This window comes from Aliagarivorans marinus DSM 23064 (assembly GCF_000429485.1).
Taxonomy (GTDB): Bacteria; Pseudomonadota; Gammaproteobacteria; order Enterobacterales; family Celerinatantimonadaceae; genus Aliagarivorans; species Aliagarivorans marinus.
In genome coordinates this window covers 39,948-56,818 of record NZ_AUBY01000010.1, presented here as the reverse complement: position 1 = coordinate 56,818, position 16,871 = coordinate 39,948, and the positions used below count along the sequence as shown (strand labels likewise).

Below are 16,871 nucleotides of genomic sequence, written 5' to 3'. Positions count from 1 at the left end.
GGGTATACCCAATAAAAAGCAGCCCATGGAGGGCTGCTTTTTTAATTAATACAACGGTTTAGTAGGTGGCAATCACCTTTACATCTGCAGTCGCCGATGCAGCATCGATATAGCCAATGGCATCGGCATTCGAGGTGACCCACTGGATAACTGCGGCGTCGTCAGCCAGTTCTTCCGGTGGTTGCCCCTTGCCGGTGAAGATAAGCTTCGACCAGTAACTCTTCATCTGCTGAGGCGACTTGCCCAGCGCTTGGTTGTCGAAGGCTTCGCGCAAGGCGCTGTTGGCCGGCAGGTTCACTGGTGTGGCGGAGCTGCCATCGCTAAATTTTTTCGCCTTGCCTAAGAACAGCTTTTTGATATCGCCCTGATCGATACTGGCACCATTGGCGGAGTTAACAATCACAGCAACCTCGGCATAGCTGATACCGCAGGTTGCCATCATTAGGGAGGCGATTAGTAGTATACGTTTGATCATCATTACACCCTCCTAAAATGCCGCGTCGACTGAGAGACCGAAAACGGTCAGTTCATCTAAACCTTGGGCCAATACGGTGCTGCCGAACCCACCGTCAGTGTTGTTGAAGTCGTAGTAGTGGCTCACATCAAACTTGGCGGCGACGTTGTCATAGAAGTCCCAGCGCAAGCCAGCACTAACACTCTTTCTCTCGAAGTCGAAGGCGGTAGAGAATGGTCCGGCGCGGTCATCATCATCGGTGGTTTCGCTAAAGCCAGCGAAGATGTAGGGGGTAAAGGCATTGATGCGTACACCGCCACCAAAGTATGCACCTTCAACGTCGGAGAATTCATCATCAATCTCGCGGGCGCCATATTCGCCCAGTACAAACCAGCTACCCGGGTCGTAGCGCAGGCCAACACCGGCAAACGAGCCTTTTTTGTCGTCAAATAACGAACCAAGTCCGCCACCTGCGGTTGGATCGGCTTCCAGATCCCCTTGGGCATAAACGACTCGGGCAAGCACATCTCCCCACTCCCAGCTAAGGTTGGCACCCACCAGGTTCTTCATATCAAAATCGATGGTTGCGGTACCTAAGTCTGCTTCTTCCGAGGTGTTACCTGCAAAGGCTTGTAGGGTAATAGTGGAGTCGCCAGCCTCAAAGGGTAGAACCATATCTACACCTGTGTAGGAGCTCAGCGCTACGATATCGTAAACCTCTGCTGGTGGGCGCAAGAACGGCTGGGCGTAGCGCACGTCAAGGTAGTCGCTGTACATATACAGCGGCATACGCAGCTTACCGCCACGCACTAATGTTCCATTGTCGAACTCATAACTGAGGTAGGCCCATTCCATCTCCGGGTCCCAGTCGTCGACACCGCGGGCGAGTAGCTGCACGGTGGCGCTCATTCGGTCGTTGATCTCATAGCCAATCTGCACCGCGACTAAAGAGTCGGGGTCGAAGCTATAGTCTTTGTCATAGCCCAAGGCACCGCCGTCTTCGTCGGAAAAACCAACGCCGACCGAGGCAAACCCGTTCAGGTTTACATTTGCGAATGCTAAGGGAGAGACACACAGCGAAGCCAGCAAGGCTGGTGTAAGTAGTCGTCCTTTCATTGTTATTACCTTTTATTCCATAGACTTGTTGAGGGGTTAGCAAGCAGCCATTGCTCGCACCACTGCAAGAGGCTGTAAGGCAACTAATCCACAGAACAAGATGAATCAGTTTTTACTAATTAACAAATCGATAACATCAGGCTTTGCCAGTAGTCACAGTACCGTTTGACCGGAAAATAGTTTGTGGACAAAAATTAATTGCATGGGCTAGGTTTAAAGTTCGTCCTGCATTTAACTAATTGATTTTATTATTGGTAAATATGGGCTGGGCGTTGACCGAGTAAGGCCAACCACAAGCCTTGTTGGCAAATAGCATTTCTCTCGCCAGCATCTTGAGGTAGCTTGGATAACGCCCAACCGACAAAACACATTCGAGGAGCGGATATGAGTGATTACACCCCACCTAAGGTTTGGAAAGACGAGTCAGAAAGCGGTGGCCAGTGGGCCAGTATCAATCGCCCGATCTCCGGGGCCACCCATGACAAAGACCTGCCGGTGGGTAAGCATCCCTTGCAACTGTATTCCCTGGCTACCCCCAATGGCCAGAAGGTGACCATTATGCTCGAAGAGCTGCTGGCACTGGGTGTTAGCGAAGCCGAGTACGATGCCCACTTAATCCAGATTATGGAAGGCGATCAGTTCTCTTCTGGCTTTGTCGAGGTGAATCCCAACTCTAAGATCCCGGCGCTGATGGACCGCTCAGGCAGTGAGCCGGTGCGGGTGTTCGAATCGGGTGCCATCTTGGTCTACTTGGCCGATAAGTTCGGTAAGTTACTGCCCGCATCAGGTGCTGCGCGCACCGAGGTGATGAACTGGCTGTTCTGGCTGCAGGGCTCCGCGCCCTATTTGGGTGGTGGCTTTGGGCACTTCTACGCCTACGCGCCCGAGAAGTTTGAGTACCCGATCAATCGTTTTTCCATGGAGGCGAAGCGCCAGCTCGATCTGCTGGACAAGCAGCTAGCAGAGAACGAGTTTATCGCCGGTCCCGAGTACAGCATTGCCGATATCGCCATCTGGCCATGGTATGGCAATCTGGTGTTAGGAAACTTGTATGAGGCTGCGGAGTTTCTTGATGTGGCAAGCTATACCCACCTACAACGCTGGGCCAAGCAGTTGGAGCAGCGAGTTGGCGTGCAGCGTGGTCGCATCGTTAATCGCACCTGGGGAGAAGACGGGCAGTTGGCTGAGCGCCATAGCGCCGCAGATATCGACGCCGCCCTTGGCAAGGCCTAAGTGCAGTAGCCTTGCTACCGTGACCGTTAGAGCTCGTTAGCCCGCTTGGGTGATGGGATGCAGCTATAGTGTAGTGGGGACCACAAAACTAAGCGCTTAACATCTAAGGGGAAACTATGAACAAGTTGATCTTGATTATTTTGGCTATCTTTCTACCTCCGGTTGCGGTGTTCTTGCAAAAAGGCGTCGGTAAAGACTTAGCCATCAACGTGTTGCTGTGTATCTTGATGTTCTTACCCGGGGTGATCCATGCTCTGTGGTTGATCTTGAAATAGACTGCTCTTGAAGTAGATTGCTCTTAAGATAGTTTGTTCTAGCAAAAAGGCGGCTTAACTCAAGCCGCCTTAGTTTATCGAAGCCCCACCGAGCTATTTAGGCAGTATCACACTGTCAATCACATGGATGACCCCATTCTTAGCCTTCACGTCGGTGGCAATAACCTGCGCGTTATCCACCATCACCTTGTCACCATCCACCATAATGCTAACGTCTTGTCCCTGCACCGTGGTGGCACTATCCAGCGTGACCACGTCTGCGGCCATGACTTTACCGGCCACCACATGGTAGGTGAGCACTGCGACCAACTTGTCTTTGTTCTCTGGCTCTAGCAGCATCTCAACGGTGCCTTCTGGCAATTTGGCAAAGGCTTCATCGGTGGGCGCAAATACCGTGAATGGACCGTCGCCTTTGAGTGTGTCCACCAATCCGGCAGCCTGCACGGCTGCTACCAAGGTGGTGAATGAGCCGTTTTCTGCCGCGACATCGACGATGTCTTTCTTCATGCCGTGGTGGGCGGCGTGAGCGTTGGTGAGCGCAAAGCCAAGCATAACAATCAGTGAGCCGAACAGTGTTTTCGCATACTTAGGCGCCAGCAGGGTTGATATCTTCATTGTCCTTTCCTCTTCAGGGGGAGATGTTGGGGTTCTAAGCTGACAACGTGCTTGGCTGAGGCTCCGATCACCCCTGTTGGGCGATAAAAAACCAAGTAAAAAAGTAACTTAGCGCAGTGATCGAATAGCCAACAGATGCAGTTACGCAGCGAGTCTAGAAGAGGGTGACAAGCGCTGTTAGCTCCATCGAACAGCACTTAGTCTTGTTGGTATATTCAATTTGAGTTTGAGAATGTTTAGGTCAATAACGACTGTCTAACCCTGCAGTTCCGATATAGGATGAGACCATCACTTAGGAACTTCCCTTTTCATATCAAGCATAGAGGATCCACCATGGCTAAACTGACCATCGTTGCAAACATCATCGCCAAGCAAGATAAGATCGAACTGGTAAAATCAGAGCTTTTGAAGCTGATTGATGTCACCCGCGCTGAAGAGGGCTGCATCAACTACGACCTGCATCAAGACAATGAAAACCCTGCCCACTTCCTGTTCTTCGAAAACTGGGAATCTCGCGAGCTGTGGCAGGCGCATATGGGTAACCAACATCTAGCTGACTACATGGCAGCGACCGAAGGTGCGGTTGAGACCTTCACCTTGAACGAAATGAGCCAAGTTGGCTAGGCTGGCATCGGCAGCAAAGTATCCTGAACAGTCTTTGCAACTAGAGTCTTGCTCTAAAGCGGAGCTGCTTTTTTTGGCTTGCACTTAGCATGACTGTTCAGGAATCTTTATTAAGAATAAACAAGTAGTTAAAATCACTTCGAGCGCTGAAGTGGCTGCTTGAATGCCTATTTCGCCAGCTTATTAGTGCTCTCTATCCTGAGGTATCTTTAGAGAGGCGAATGTGGCTCCTTCACCGCAATCAATGCAATTCCGTTATTCTTGGCGCCCCTATCAACAACGTGTGTTAGATGCCATCGATGAGCACCTTGATGACAATCGTTTGCACGTTGTCGCAGCGCCAGGCGCTGGCAAAACAACCTTGGGCTTGGAAGTCTTTCGTCGCTTGGGTAAGCCGGCGTTGGTGTTGTCTCCTACTCGGATAATCCGCGATCAATGGTTGGAGCGGCTGAGTGATTTTGTTGACGTTGATGATTTCCGCGAGCTGCCCTGGGTGAGCAATGCAGTCGATAAGCCCGGCTATCTGACCTCGGTGACTTATCAAGCACTGCATTCAAAGTTTAAGGAACAACTCAGCAAAGAGCCCTCGCTCGCCGAGCAAGACGATGTAGATAGCGAGCCGCTTGAAGCTGAACACGAGCTAGACATCAGCGACAGCAAGGGGCTGAAGGTTGACGAACTCAACAGCTTTATTCGCCTGCTCGAAACGCATCAGATTGAGGTGCTGATCCTTGATGAAGCCCATCACCTACGCGCTGAGTGGTGGCGGGCGCTGCAAAAGGTGTGTGACCATTTCCCTAAGCTGACTCTGGTCTCGCTGACCGCAACTCCGCCTTATGATGCCGAAGGTAATGAGTGGCTGCGCTATGAGGCGCTATGTGGCCCCATCGACGAAGAGATCTCGGTACCTGAACTGGTAAAAAGTGGCACCTTGTGTGCGCATCAGGATTACATTTGGGCGTGCAATGCCAGCGCTGATGAAAGCCAACAGATCGATGAATATGATGAGCGGGTTAGGTCACTCTGCAATAGCCTGTTTAACGACGGCAAATTTGCCGATTTGGTGCTCTCCCATCCTTGGTTGAGTGATGAGAACCTATCCCCCAATGTGGTTAACGATCCTCAAGTGGCAGCGGCGTTGTTGGTGTTCTGCAAAGCCAAGCAACTGCCACAGAGTGAGCGTGTAATGGGGTGGTTGGACTTTACCCCAGAGGATATCCCCGAGCTCGATCGCAAGTGGTGGCAGACTCTTCTGGAAGCAATGCTGTTTGCCGAAGCCACTACCTATAGTGAAGCTCAGCAAGATTACATAGAGCAGCTCAAAAAGCAGCTGCGGGCAGTTGAGCTGTTAAAGGGCCGCGAGCTTTCTTTACAGCGCTCTCGCCGCACTGAACGCTCGTTGTCGCTGAGTAGCGCGAAGATCGATGCCTGCGCCAGCATTCACGAACTCGAATACCAGCAACGTGGCGACACCCTGCGCCAAGTGGTACTGGTGGATTACATCCGGGATGAGGCGCTGCAGTCGAACATGGATACCGGTAAGCTCAACCTCGGTGCATGGCCGGTGTTTGAAGCGCTTACCAAGCGCTCTAAGGTGGGCGATCGCATCGCGCTGTTAAGCGGGCGTTTATCGCTTATCCCGAATGAACGGGTTGAGGTATTACTCAGCCAGCTAGATGCCTCCAAGGTCAGCGTGGTGCCGGTCGGTGAGGGTTATCAGCGGGTAACCGGGCCTTTAAACCAACTGACTAAGGCTTTTACTGCATTATTGATGAGTGGCGAGCTCTATGTACTAGTTGGCACTCGTTCATTGTTGGGCGAGGGCTGGGATGCACCAGTGGTTAACTCCCTGATTCTTGCAAGCTCAGTGGGCTCATTTATGCTCACCAACCAAATGCGTGGTCGCGCGATACGAATCAACCGCGATACCAAAGGTAAGGTCAGTGCGATTTGGCACTTGGTGGCAATCAACCCCAAGTCATATTTAGGCTGGAGTGATGTTGAGAACCTGAAAAGTCGCTTTAAGACCTTTGTCGGGCTTGCTGAAACGGGAATGTCTATCGAGAGTGGCTTTGAACGCATGGATGCTAAGTATCTGCGGCCCCCCCGCGAATACGAGCCTGCTAGCGCTTTGATCGCCAGTTCCAACAAGCAGATGATTGCACGTTATAAGAAGAGTGGCGAGCTGGCAGAGCGCTGGCAACGTGCCCTTACCCTGTATGATAAGGCGCGGGTTTACCCAAGCGTTAAGACCGATAAAGTTCCAGCGCTTCGCGGTATGCTGCTAAACGACTGCTTTAAGTATTTGAAAACGCAGTTGGCTGTTGCGCTCTTCAGTGTTGTTTTATTTACTCTGCATTTTGTTGGTGCGCTCGGCGCGCTGATGGGTGTGGTTCTGCCGCTAGTGTTATTAGGGGTACTGCTTTGGAAAGGCTCGCAAACTTGCAAAATGGTAAAGACCTTGATGATCCACCTGCCGGTTGATGGCGCGCTAAAGCAGATCGGAGTGGCGCTTGCTACAGCCCTGTGCAAGGCCGGGTTTGTTGAAACGCCTTATCGGCAGCTGCGGGTGAACGTTGTGCAACTTGACGACGGCTCCTTTTTTCTGGTGCTATCGGGCTGTAGCTTCTACGAGTCTTCACTGTTTGCTGACTGTATGGCCGAGATCCTAGCGCCTATCGACAGCCCTCGATACCTGATCCTACGTGAAGGCAAGTTTATGGGGCAAACGCGTGAGGACTATCATGCTGTCCCCATGAAGTTTGCCGCAAAAAAGCGCACTGCCCAGATCTTCTACAAAGCATGGAACGAGCATGTTTGCCTGTCTGAGCTTATCTATACTCGCAACCAAGAGGGGCGAGCGCGGTTGGCGAAAGCCAAGCTAAAGGCATTCTCCTCAGTATTTAGCGCAGACGTGAAGCGTTTGGAGCGTTGGCAATAATTGTTGTCTCGCGTGGAGAGGTGCTGGATCACAGCACCTCCATATGCAGTGCTAACTCGCAACTTCCAATACAATCTTGCCGGTATGGCCCTTCTCCTGAAACACCTGTTGCGCTTCGGTGATCTGCTCTAGCGGGAAGGTGGCAGCAACCAACGGCTTGATCTTACCTTGCTCGATTAGCGCCACCAGATTGCCGAACACCTCTGGCTCGAGCTTGGTACAGCCAAAGAAGCTGAGATCTTTAAGGTACAGGGTGCGCACATCCAGATTGACGTGCGGGCCGCCAATCGCGCCTGCTACGGCGTAGCGGCCAAGTGGACGCATTAGCTCCAGCAGCTCTGGCCATTGTTCTCCGGCCACCAAGTCGATCACCACATCTACGCTATTGCTTCCCAAGGCCTTTAGCAAAGAGTCGCCACGCGCCACGCACTGGTCGGCGCCTAACTCAATCAGTTGCTGCTGCTTGGAGGCGCTGGTTACAGCAATCACTTCGGCGCCGCGGGCCTTGGCAAGTTGCACCGCTGCTGAGCCAACGCCGCCAGATGCGCCAGTCACTAGCACTCGCTCACCGGCTTTTAGGCGAGCGCGGGTCAGTAGGTTTTCGGCGGTAGAATAGGAGCAAGGGAACGAGGCCAGCTCGATATCACTTAGCTCGCTCTCCACTTTAAAAGCGTGCTTAGCGGCGACCACCGCGTATTCAGCAAAGCCGCCATCGCACTCCGAGCCAAAGTAGGCGAAGTGCTCGAGGGCTTGCCCGTTCACCTCGGTGAGACAGGGCTCAATCATCACTCGCTCACCGATGCGTTTCGCGTCCACCTCACTGCCCACCGCGACAATCTCGCCGCACACATCGGCGCCTTGGATGCGGGGTAGCTGCAGGGCTTCACCGGCCCAGCTGGCATCGGCGCTATCGCCATCGTTTTTAGAGTACCAACCGATGCGGGTGTTGACGTCGGTATTGTTAACACCGGCGGCGGCGACTTTTACCAGCACTTCACTGGGCTTGGGTGAGGGAACTGGCAAGTCGTGACGCACTTGCAGCATCTCCGGGCCGCCGTGGCCGATCAGTTGGACACCGCGCATGGTGTTATTGGCGTTAGATGTAGTCATGGTTTTTCTCAATGGGAGCTGTTTTCTATCAGTGTTTGGGCCAGTTGGCTGGCGTGTTCAATGGCTTGCGGGCCAAGGAGCGGCCATGCCGCCGAAGCGCCTTCGTGGATAATCAGTAATTGATAGCCAATATCGGGCTGAGAGCTCAGGCCCTGCAGCAGGTCAAGCAGTGCTTGCTTGTGTGCTGTAACCGCCTGCTGGATGGCCGAGTTGTCGGGAAAAGCGCTCAGTGCGTGCGAGGACATACAGCCATTCGGTGCGGCCTCACGCATCCACTGCGCCAAGCGCTCGAAGATATGGACGACCGCTTGATGAGTATCCTCTGGCAGGCCATCGCGTAGAAAGGCCAGATAGCGCTGTTGGCGATGCTCCAGCGCGCCGATCACCATCGCTTCTTTTGCCGGAAAGTAGCGATAGAGGGTGCGCATGGTCACCCCTGAGGCGGCTTTAAGCTCAGCCACACTGGGCTCGGCAAAGCCGCGTTGGCTGAACAGCTGCTCAAGATTCGCGGCGATGCGCTCTTCGATTGAGAGCTCATTAGATGTCTCAGGGCTGAGCGTGTTGCTAGATGGGTTGCTGGAGGCCATAGTTACTTAGGTAGAACAAATATTCTACTTAGGGTAGAGCATTCGTTCTACCTGTGCAAGTCGCACAGCATTGATCGCAACTTTCAGGCTGCTGAAGGGGGTAAAGGAGTTAGCCTACTTAACTTTTTCGCTTAATTTTGTCGCTTAACCTCGTCGCTTAACTTCGTCGCTTAGTTAGCCCTGCTAACAACGAGCCGCCAACAATGGCAGCACAAGCCAGCGCTAGGCTGATGCTGGCGGTTGCCTCGCCAATCGCCAGCAGTAGTAGCACCGATATCAGGGGCGCTGAGTATGCCAGTACCCCCAGTAGCTGAATGTTGCCGTGCTTCACTCCGTAGTCCCAGGTGAAGAAGGCGATCCCCACTGGCCCAAGCCCTAAGCCGATAACCCCGAGCCATTGGATTGCATTGGCGGGCCATACCGTCTCTTCCCAAAACAGGTGGCACAGCATGGCCAGCACGGCGGTAACCAAGCAAAACCAGCCCACCGCATCGGTGGGAACTTGCTTCACCAAGCGGCTTAGTACCGAATAACCGGACCAGAGTAGGGCGCAGGCCAGCGCTAACAGGTAACCGCCGAGATACTGCTGATTAAAGCCTTGTTGCTCGCCGCCGATGAGCAGCCAGCAACCGACCAGTGCCAGTAGCGCCCCGAGTAACATCGCCGGGCGAAACTGCTCGCCGGGCAGCAGGCTTGAGAACAGTACGATAAGCAGCGGCCACAGGTAGGCCAGTAGGCTCACCTCTACCGCAGGTGCCAGACTCATTGCCTTGAAATAACAGAAGTGATAACCGAAGTAACCACTCACTCCAAGCGCCCATGCCCAGCGAGATTGACGTAAGTGGTTTAAACCTAGTTGGCCTTGTTTCCACCAACGAACACTCATCAGTAGAAAGGCGATGAAGAAGGTCATCGCCATCAATTGAAACGGTGGGATCTGCCCGTCAGTTAGGCGGGTAAACAGGGCGAGTGTGCCCCAAAGTACAATGGAGATGCTGCCGATGGCTGTGGCAGAGTTGCGGCGATTTCGTTGACTCACGTAGGTTCCTTGCGTGGATAGTTCGTTCCTTGAGAAGGCTATCGGCAAGCAAAATGCTTGTTCAGCGAGATTTACCCGACCCTCAGGCAAGGCACTGCTCCGCCGATTTAGTGGTCTAAATCAAGGAGCGGTAACGCAGTATGAGGGTCGGGTAAACTCGCCCTTCGGGAGACGCTCATTGTCCATAGTTCTTCGTTGAAAACATTCGAAATGAGTCATCATTCCTTCGTATTTTCGCCTCGCCCTATGGACATTGTGCGCCTCTGAATCCTGCATCTTGAGGTTGTTCGGGTATACCTAGGCTGTTTGGAAGCGATAACGAGTGCGATTGGCATAACTGACCAAGGCCAGCATCAGCGGTACCTCAACCAATACGCCCACCACTGTTGCTAATGCTGCGCCTGAATGCAAGCCAAACAGGCTGATGGCTACAGCGACTGCCAGCTCGAAGAAGTTAGAGGCGCCAATCATACTGCCCGGGGCGGCCACATTGTGTGGCTCGCGCCAGCGCTGCATCCACACATAGCTGATGGCGAAGATCAGCACGGTTTGTATGGTCAGCGGGATCGCAATCAGGGCGATATCCAGCGGATTGGCTAATATGCGCTGGGCCTGAAAGCCGAATAGCAGCACTACGGTGCTGATAAGGCCCACCACCGACAGCGGTTTTATCTTGCTTCCCCACGCAGCCAGCTGTGCGCCGCTACGCAGTACTCGTCGGGTCAGCAATCCAGCCAACAGCGGCACCACAATGTACAACACCACTGCCAGCAGCAGGGTGTCCCACGGCACGCTAATGTCGGTCACGCCCAACAGCAAGGCGGCAATCGGTGCGAAGGCGAACACCATAATCAGGTCGTTGATGGCCACTTGCACCAAGGTGTAGTTGGGGTCGCCGTCGGTAAGCTGGCTCCAGACGAACACCATGGCGGTACAAGGGGCGACACCGAGCAAGATCATCCCGGCAATATACTCGTTCCCCAACTCCGGGCTAATAAGGCCGGTGAGGTCGCCAAACAGATAGCGGATAAAGGCAATCGCAATCAGCGCCATGGTGAAGGGTTTGATCAGCCAGTTTACCGTTAGCGTGACAATCAGCCCTTTGGGGCGGCGGTGGATGTTCTTCACCGCGCTGAAATCAATCTGCATCATCATCGGGTAGATCATCAGCCAGATCAGCACCGCAATCACGAAGTTGATGCTGGCGTACTCCAGCCCTCCCAGTAGGGTAAAGGCATCGGGAGCCAGGCTTCCAAGCAGCAAGCCCAGCAACATCGCCAGTGCAACCCACAGGCTTAGGTAACGCTCAAAAATGCCCATCTTAGTGGCTCCTTACAGTTTGATAGTTGCGTAAAGTTATTGGTAAGCGTTTATCGTCGAAAGACGATTCAAGGAGTGAGAACAAGCCCATGGATTGCTCTCAGCTTCCGCTAGTCGAAGTAGTGCATCAGGGTTTTAAAACGTGCCCACGCTTCGGCATTGAGGCTAAAGCAGGTGCGCGGGTGCTGGACTTCGGCATCGACCAAGCCTGAGTTTTTCAGTATCCGCAGGTGCTCAGATACCGTTGATTGTGCCAGCTCCAGCTGATCAACCAAGTCAGAGCCCAGGCAGCCACCTTCAGATAACACCTTCAGCAGGCGAACCCGCGCTGGGTGAGCGATGGCCTTGGCGAACTTGGCGATCTCTTCTTCCAGCGCCGGATCTGCGCTTTCGAGAGTGAGTGTATTCTGGCAGTTTGACATGGTTATTACCGTTAATCGTCGAATGACGATTAATGTAGATCTGCCTTGGTTAAGATGCAAGCAGTTTTGTTAGCACAGTGTGCTTCTCCCTGACGACTGTTTCTCTGAGCTGGTCTCATTTTCGCTTTCGGGCAATGCTTAACTACTTGACGAGAAAAGACTCTTCGCGCATAACGGGCGGCGAGATGATTTGAACCAGGAGCCTTGATGACCAAAGAGGATTTCAAGCCACTGTACTCCATGAGTACTTGGCAGCTGTTTTTCTATACCTTGTTCACCCTCGGGGTGTATGCCGGCTACTATGTGCGCCAACTGAGCAACAAGATAAATACCCTGGAGCACGACCTGCCGCCGATCGGCCAGCGTCTGGTGGATAGTATCTTTATCGTCGGCTGGCTAAGCCCTGTCACCTATTTTCTGGCCATCAACTTTTCTGATCAGCCAGCCTACCTGATGCTGGATGATGCGCATTCATTGATATTCGGAGTCCTGCTGCTAGTGTGGGCCTTTCAAGCGCGTAATCGGCTGAACCGGGCTTTTAACTTTTTGCCGAGCGATCGCCAGTTGTGGTTCCATGGCCTGTGGACCTTTGTTTTCACCGACTTGTACATCAACTACCGTATCAACCAGATTGTTGAGTCAATCAATGCCGAGAATCACCATGGCACCAGCTAACGGATACCTTCGACAGATGCAGATTATTCGCTATCAGCCCACCCATAAGCAGGCTTGCCTAAGGGTGTTTGTCAGTAATGTTGGGCGCTACTTTGCCGACTATGAACAGGCAGAGTTCGCCGAGTTTCTGGAAGGTGATGCACTCACCAGCGACTACTTTGTCGGCTTGCTCGACGAGCAAATCGTTGCCTGCGGCGGCTTTGCGCCGCGCGGTGAGCGAGTGGTGATGACCTGGGGAATGGTGCAGCGCGAGTGGCATAGCCAAGGGCTGGGCCGGCAACTGACCGAGCATCGTTTATCGCTGATATCCCAGCGCTTCCCCAAGCTGGCCGTCGAGCTCGAAACCTCGCAACATACCCAAGGCTTTTATGCCAAACAGGGCTTTCGCGTGCTCAAGGTCACCAAGGATGGCTTTGCGGCGGGCATCGATTTGGTCAGTATGCGCCGCGACTAGCCCTTAATTGTGGGGCTCGATGAGTCGGGCGATCTGCTAACATTGCACTGTGAGTTTGCCAAGGAGTGCGCGTTACATTGAATAGCCCGTCATCAATCCCTCAAGTTACCTTTCACAATCCAAAGCTGGATAGCGCCGAGCTGGAGGTGATCGACCTCAGCGCTCTGCGCGAGCGCAATATTGAAGATCACAACCCTAGCCAAGCGCACCGAGTCAGCTTCTTTGCGCTGCTCTATATCACCGGGGGGAGGGGCCACCATCAGGTGGATTTTGTCGATTATTCTTTGCATGTTGGCGATGCTCTGGTTATCCAACGCGAGCAGGTACACGCTTTTAGTTTCAGCTCTTCCCTAGAGGGCAAGCTGTTGGTGTTTACCCAAGCATTTTTGGATCAGGTGCACGCCAATATGCGCTTGCCCAACTACACACCCACTCACTTAAATCCCAGCTACAACCCGCTGATTCGCCTCGAACCCGGCACCCGCCAACGCTGCGATAACTTAGTAGCCGAGCTAACCACCGAAACGGCGCTGGCCCAGCCCGACCCACTGATTACCATGTACCTGTTCTCGGCGCTGTCGCTTATGCTGCGTCGCCAGCAGCCCTTGGTAAACGGCGAGCAGTTGGCCAACACCCGCAGCGAAGCCTTCTCTCGGTTTATGGGGCTGCTGCAAGAACGCTTTACCCAAACCCGCGATGCCAACTGGTACGCCCAACAGCTGCACACCACCTACAAAACCCTTAACCAAGTCTGCAAACAGGCCACCGGCCAAACCGCCAAACAGCTGATCGATGCCTTTACCGTGATTGAGATTAAGCGCCAGCTGGTGGTCAGCCAGAGCAACTCCCAGCAGCTGGCCTATCAGCTGGGGTTTGAAGATGCCAGCAACTTCGTGAAGTACTTTAAAAAGCACACCCAGCAAACCCCGGCGCAGTTTCAGCGTTGTTTTGGGGAAAGTGCCTAGGCTCGCCTGCTAAGCCGTTCGACTTTTACCATTTTTCGGCCTATTTCCACACGGTAGGCTGCTTCGATGCCCTCTAGTATTGGTTGCATTGCAAACAAGAGGACGCAGCAATGAAGCCAGTAGTAAGCACCTTGAAATACACCCTGCTAGCAGTAGGACTAGGCAGCCTTAGCATGGGCTCCGCCTTGGCAGAGCAAAGCTTAAGTAATCGCGACAAAGCCGTTGCGGTGATTGAGAGCATCGAAACCGGCGACCCAAGCGCCATCGCGTATATCAACCCGCAAAACTATACCCAGCACAACTTAGGCGTGGCCGATGGTCTGGCAGGTTTTGGCGAAGTGCTGCAGATGCTGCCGGAAGGTTCGGCGCGCGCCAAGGTCGTGCGCACCATTGAAGATGGCGACTACGTGGCGCTGCACACCGAGTACAACTTCTTCGGCCCTAAGGCTGGCTTCGACATCTTCCGCTTTGAAGATGGCCTGATTGTTGAGCATTGGGACAACCTGCAAGAAGTCGCCGAGCCCAATCCAAGCGGCCGCACCCAGTTTGATGGAGCCTCCGAGATTAGCGATATCGACAAGACCGACGCCAACAAAGCGCTGGTGGCTGACTTTGTGAAAACCATCCTGCTGGAAGGCAATATGGCGCGCATCGGCGAGTTTATCGGCCCCAATGACGAAGACTACCTGCAGCACAATACCGCCGTGGCCGATGGTTTGAGTGGGCTGGGAGCTGCCTTGGCCGCGTTGGCTGAACAAGGCATGCCGATGGTGTACACCACCAATCACTTGGTGATTGGCGAGGGCAACTTTGTGCTATCGGTGAGCGAAGGGCAGTTCCTTAACCAACATGTCTCGTTCTATGACCTGTTCCGCGTGGCCGACGGCAAGATTGTCGAGCACTGGGACACCATCGAGGTGATCCCACCCCAAGCGGAGTGGAAGAACGACAACGGCAAATTTGGCTTTCAATAAACTCGGCGCGAGCGTAAGGAGATAACCATGCAGATCATCAAACAAGTAAAAACCATCGCCTTAGGGCTGGCACTGAGCTTAGCGGGATGGAGCGTCAACGCTGAGGTAATTGAGATTGCCACCTTTAAACTGAAAGAGGGCGTTAGCGCAGAGCAGTTTGCCCCGCTTGATAAAGCGGTAGAGGTCGACCATGTATCAAAGCAGCCGGGCTTTCTTTCAAGGGAGACTGCTTATAGCGAAGATGGTGTGTGGCTGGTGGTGGTTCACTGGGCCAGCATCGAAGATGCTGACGCCTCAATGAATAGCTTTATGGGCGCACCGGCTGCCGCGAATTTTATGTCGCATCTGGATGCCGAGACCATGAGTATGAAGCGCTACCAAAAGTAGTCGCGATATCTGCAAAAAGGGCACTGGTGCGCCCTTTTTGCAGATAAGCATAGCGATAAATCAGCCCTGGCCGATCAGAAAGAAAACAGATCCTTTAACTTATTGCCCACCTCTTCCACGCTGTTCTCGAACGATTCCAAGCCACTAGCCAGTCCATCTTCGCTGCTCTCGTTAGCCACCGGCTGCGGTGTGGCGCCCCCTGCTGCGGTTGCCTGTAGGCCAGCCGCCAGAAAGCAGTCATTGGCCTTATCTTGTAGCTGCTGCTGGCAGTCGTCTAGGGCCTGCTGCATGGCAACATCATCGCCTCGCTCGCGGTGTATCACTATTAGCTCGGGATAGAACGGGGTGGCGTTGCCGATATCCGTTTGTGCCTGTTTTAACAGGGCGTAGGCTTGGTCAAACTGGTTTTGTTGGCGGAGTAGTTGGCTGGCCAATATATAGCTTTGAATAGAGCAGCCCTGCCAATGGGTGATCTTAGCCAGGCTGGCAGCAGCGCGCGCACTCTCTCCTTGCTGCTGATAAAACTGAGCGCTGACCAGATTAGGGTACCAGTTGTCGCTTTCGCCCTGAAATTGGGCTAACGCAAGCGTACTTGCTGCCAGCTCGCGCTGCTCTGCCAGCAAACTTTGCTGGGTCAGTTGATAGCGACCGACCGCCTCAAGGCTAAAGGGGGAGAGCGGGTTTTGCCAAACCACGTTGCGGCTGCCGATTGGCGCTGCTGCTGGGTAGGCTTTATCAATATAGCGCTGCAGTTTGGCACTGCGCTGCTCGGGTGGGTAGTGAGTGGCGGCGGAGCCGTTGAGTATCCGTGCGCCCACATCGATGGCCATCAGTTTGGCAATCTCGGTAAACTCATTGTCGTCTGCTGCATTGGCGCCCATTGCCTCAATAAAGCCCTGTTGCTGCTGTTGTCGGGCTTGGCGGCGCGCTTCGTTTTCTTTGTAGGCGAGCGAGAGCTTGTGCATCACCGGTTGGAAGGCCTTGGGCGAGTAACCCGCTGCACTCATCAGGTCGATGGCAATCAAATCGGCCTGATCTTCCTGCTGACGCGACAGCGAGCTACTGAACAGGTTTTGATTGGCGTGGGCCAAGGCCTGCTGACTGCGTAGGGTTCGTCGGGTCGACTTCTCGGCTGACTCGCTCAGGGCCTGCTCGTTATCTAGGCCAACATCCTCCAGCTGTAACGCAAACACTGCCAATTCAGATACAAAAGCCATCTGCTGATCCTGGTTTTTGAAGAACTGGCCGTTGTTGGCGTAATGCTGCATCAGAATATGGGCAGCCTCATGGCTGAGTACAAAGGCCAACTCGTCGTTAGAGCGAGCCTCTCTGATCAGCCCAAGGCTCAGCAAAATGGTGTCGTCGCCGGCTTTGCCCATATACAGGCTTTCGGCACTGACTTTGACATTGATGGGGAGAGCGATGGTGCCGGGCCAGTGACTCAGTAGCTCATCCAGCATCAGTTGTAGCTCTTGCTCGACCTGCTCCAGCGCCAGCAAATCGTGGGTGGGAAACTCACGTTGGGATGGATTGTCACTGGCCGGTAGCGCGTTGATGCTAAGGCTATCGAGGTAGCGGCCATCGAGATCGTCGGTATTGGTTGACGTACTGGCACAGCCGCTCACTGCGAGTAGCAGTGTGAGAACTATGGAGGCGCGCTTGAGTGTATCAGTGTGCATT

Annotated in this window: 18 protein-coding genes; 9 read left to right on the top strand and 9 right to left on the bottom strand. The window is 53.7% G+C overall.

Going from position 1 to position 16,871, the window contains the following annotated elements; translation table 11 throughout:
- Positions 1 to 58: 58 nt before the first annotated feature.
- A complete protein-coding gene (locus G461_RS0103435; RefSeq protein WP_035479268.1) occupies positions 59 to 475 on the bottom strand; it encodes a type 2 periplasmic-binding domain-containing protein in 417 nt (138 codons plus the stop codon).
- A 12-nt stretch (positions 476 to 487) separates the two neighbouring features.
- Positions 488 to 1,570 (bottom strand): hypothetical protein, encoded by a 1,083-nt coding sequence (locus G461_RS23155; protein WP_051333330.1) that lies wholly within the window; start codon positions 1,568 to 1,570, stop codon positions 488 to 490.
- 384 nt (positions 1,571 to 1,954) lie between these two features.
- Between G461_RS23155 and yghU the strand changes: the two genes are divergently transcribed.
- Together yghU and G461_RS25780 are read left to right on the top strand one after the other, a co-directional pair.
- Complete coding sequence (gene yghU / locus G461_RS0103425) at positions 1,955 to 2,803, top strand: glutathione-dependent disulfide-bond oxidoreductase (protein ID WP_026970790.1); 849 nt, start codon at positions 1,955 to 1,957, stop codon at positions 2,801 to 2,803.
- 116 nt (positions 2,804 to 2,919) lie between these two features.
- A complete protein-coding gene (locus G461_RS25780) occupies positions 2,920 to 3,078 on the top strand; it encodes a YqaE/Pmp3 family membrane protein (protein ID WP_026970789.1) in 159 nt (52 codons plus the stop codon).
- A 93-nt stretch (positions 3,079 to 3,171) separates the two neighbouring features.
- On the opposite strand, the gene G461_RS0103415 is transcribed toward G461_RS25780, so the two are convergent.
- Entirely contained in the window at positions 3,172 to 3,630 is a 459-nt protein-coding gene (locus G461_RS0103415; RefSeq protein WP_157360234.1) for a fasciclin domain-containing protein, read from the bottom strand.
- A gap of 396 nt (positions 3,631 to 4,026) precedes the next feature.
- Between G461_RS0103415 and G461_RS0103410 the strand changes: the two genes are divergently transcribed.
- Positions 4,027 to 4,317, top strand: coding sequence for a putative quinol monooxygenase (locus tag G461_RS0103410; protein ID WP_026970787.1), 291 nt, complete (start codon positions 4,027 to 4,029; stop codon positions 4,315 to 4,317).
- 223 nt (positions 4,318 to 4,540) lie between these two features.
- Positions 4,541 to 7,258 carry a DEAD/DEAH box helicase family protein gene (locus G461_RS0103405; RefSeq protein WP_245587142.1) on the top strand — a complete coding sequence of 906 codons (2,718 nt, stop codon included), beginning with the start codon at positions 4,541 to 4,543 and terminating at the stop codon, positions 7,256 to 7,258.
- A gap of 51 nt (positions 7,259 to 7,309) precedes the next feature.
- On the opposite strand, the gene G461_RS0103400 is transcribed toward G461_RS0103405, so the two are convergent.
- The 5 genes from G461_RS0103400 to G461_RS0103380 form a co-directional block, all read right to left on the bottom strand.
- Positions 7,310 to 8,368 carry an alcohol dehydrogenase family protein gene (locus tag G461_RS0103400; protein ID WP_026970785.1) on the bottom strand — a complete coding sequence of 353 codons (1,059 nt, stop codon included), beginning with the start codon at positions 8,366 to 8,368 and terminating at the stop codon, positions 7,310 to 7,312.
- 8 nt (positions 8,369 to 8,376) lie between these two features.
- Positions 8,377 to 8,955, bottom strand: coding sequence for a TetR/AcrR family transcriptional regulator (locus tag G461_RS0103395; protein ID WP_051333328.1), 579 nt, complete (start codon positions 8,953 to 8,955; stop codon positions 8,377 to 8,379).
- Between the two features lie 157 nt (positions 8,956 to 9,112).
- Positions 9,113 to 9,994, bottom strand: a complete 882-nt coding sequence (yddG, locus tag G461_RS0103390; RefSeq protein ID WP_026970783.1) for an aromatic amino acid exporter YddG — start codon at positions 9,992 to 9,994, stop codon at positions 9,113 to 9,115.
- Between the two features lie 297 nt (positions 9,995 to 10,291).
- Positions 10,292 to 11,314: an ACR3 family arsenite efflux transporter gene (gene arsB / locus G461_RS0103385; protein WP_026970782.1), complete on the bottom strand. Its 1,023-nt coding sequence runs from the start codon at positions 11,312 to 11,314 to the stop codon at positions 10,292 to 10,294.
- 110 nt (positions 11,315 to 11,424) lie between these two features.
- Complete coding sequence (locus tag G461_RS0103380; RefSeq protein ID WP_026970781.1) at positions 11,425 to 11,736, bottom strand: ArsR/SmtB family transcription factor; 312 nt, start codon at positions 11,734 to 11,736, stop codon at positions 11,425 to 11,427.
- 207 nt (positions 11,737 to 11,943) lie between these two features.
- On the opposite strand from G461_RS0103380, the gene G461_RS0103375 reads away from it, so the two are divergent.
- The 5 genes from G461_RS0103375 to G461_RS0103355 all read left to right on the top strand — a co-directional run bounded on the left by G461_RS0103375 (position 11,944) and on the right by G461_RS0103355 (position 15,191).
- A complete protein-coding gene (locus G461_RS0103375; protein WP_026970780.1) occupies positions 11,944 to 12,411 on the top strand; it encodes a DUF4234 domain-containing protein in 468 nt (155 codons plus the stop codon).
- Positions 12,383 to 12,865, top strand: coding sequence for a GNAT family N-acetyltransferase (locus tag G461_RS0103370; protein WP_169727223.1), 483 nt, complete (start codon positions 12,383 to 12,385; stop codon positions 12,863 to 12,865). The genes G461_RS0103375 and G461_RS0103370 overlap by 29 nt, the downstream gene beginning before the upstream one ends.
- Before the next feature lie 77 nt (positions 12,866 to 12,942).
- Positions 12,943 to 13,830, top strand: a complete 888-nt coding sequence (locus G461_RS0103365; protein ID WP_245587141.1) for an AraC family transcriptional regulator — start codon at positions 12,943 to 12,945, stop codon at positions 13,828 to 13,830.
- A gap of 110 nt (positions 13,831 to 13,940) precedes the next feature.
- Entirely contained in the window at positions 13,941 to 14,804 is an 864-nt protein-coding gene (locus G461_RS0103360; protein WP_026970777.1) for a nuclear transport factor 2 family protein, read from the top strand.
- Between the two features lie 27 nt (positions 14,805 to 14,831).
- Positions 14,832 to 15,191 (top strand): antibiotic biosynthesis monooxygenase family protein, encoded by a 360-nt coding sequence (locus G461_RS0103355; RefSeq protein WP_026970776.1) that lies wholly within the window; start codon positions 14,832 to 14,834, stop codon positions 15,189 to 15,191.
- Positions 15,192 to 15,265: 74 nt separating this feature from the next.
- Here G461_RS0103355 and G461_RS0103350 read toward each other — a convergent pair whose 3' ends face one another.
- Positions 15,266 to 16,870, bottom strand: a complete 1,605-nt coding sequence (locus tag G461_RS0103350; RefSeq protein WP_026970775.1) for a M48 family metalloprotease — start codon at positions 16,868 to 16,870, stop codon at positions 15,266 to 15,268.
- Position 16,871 lies beyond the last annotated feature (1 nt).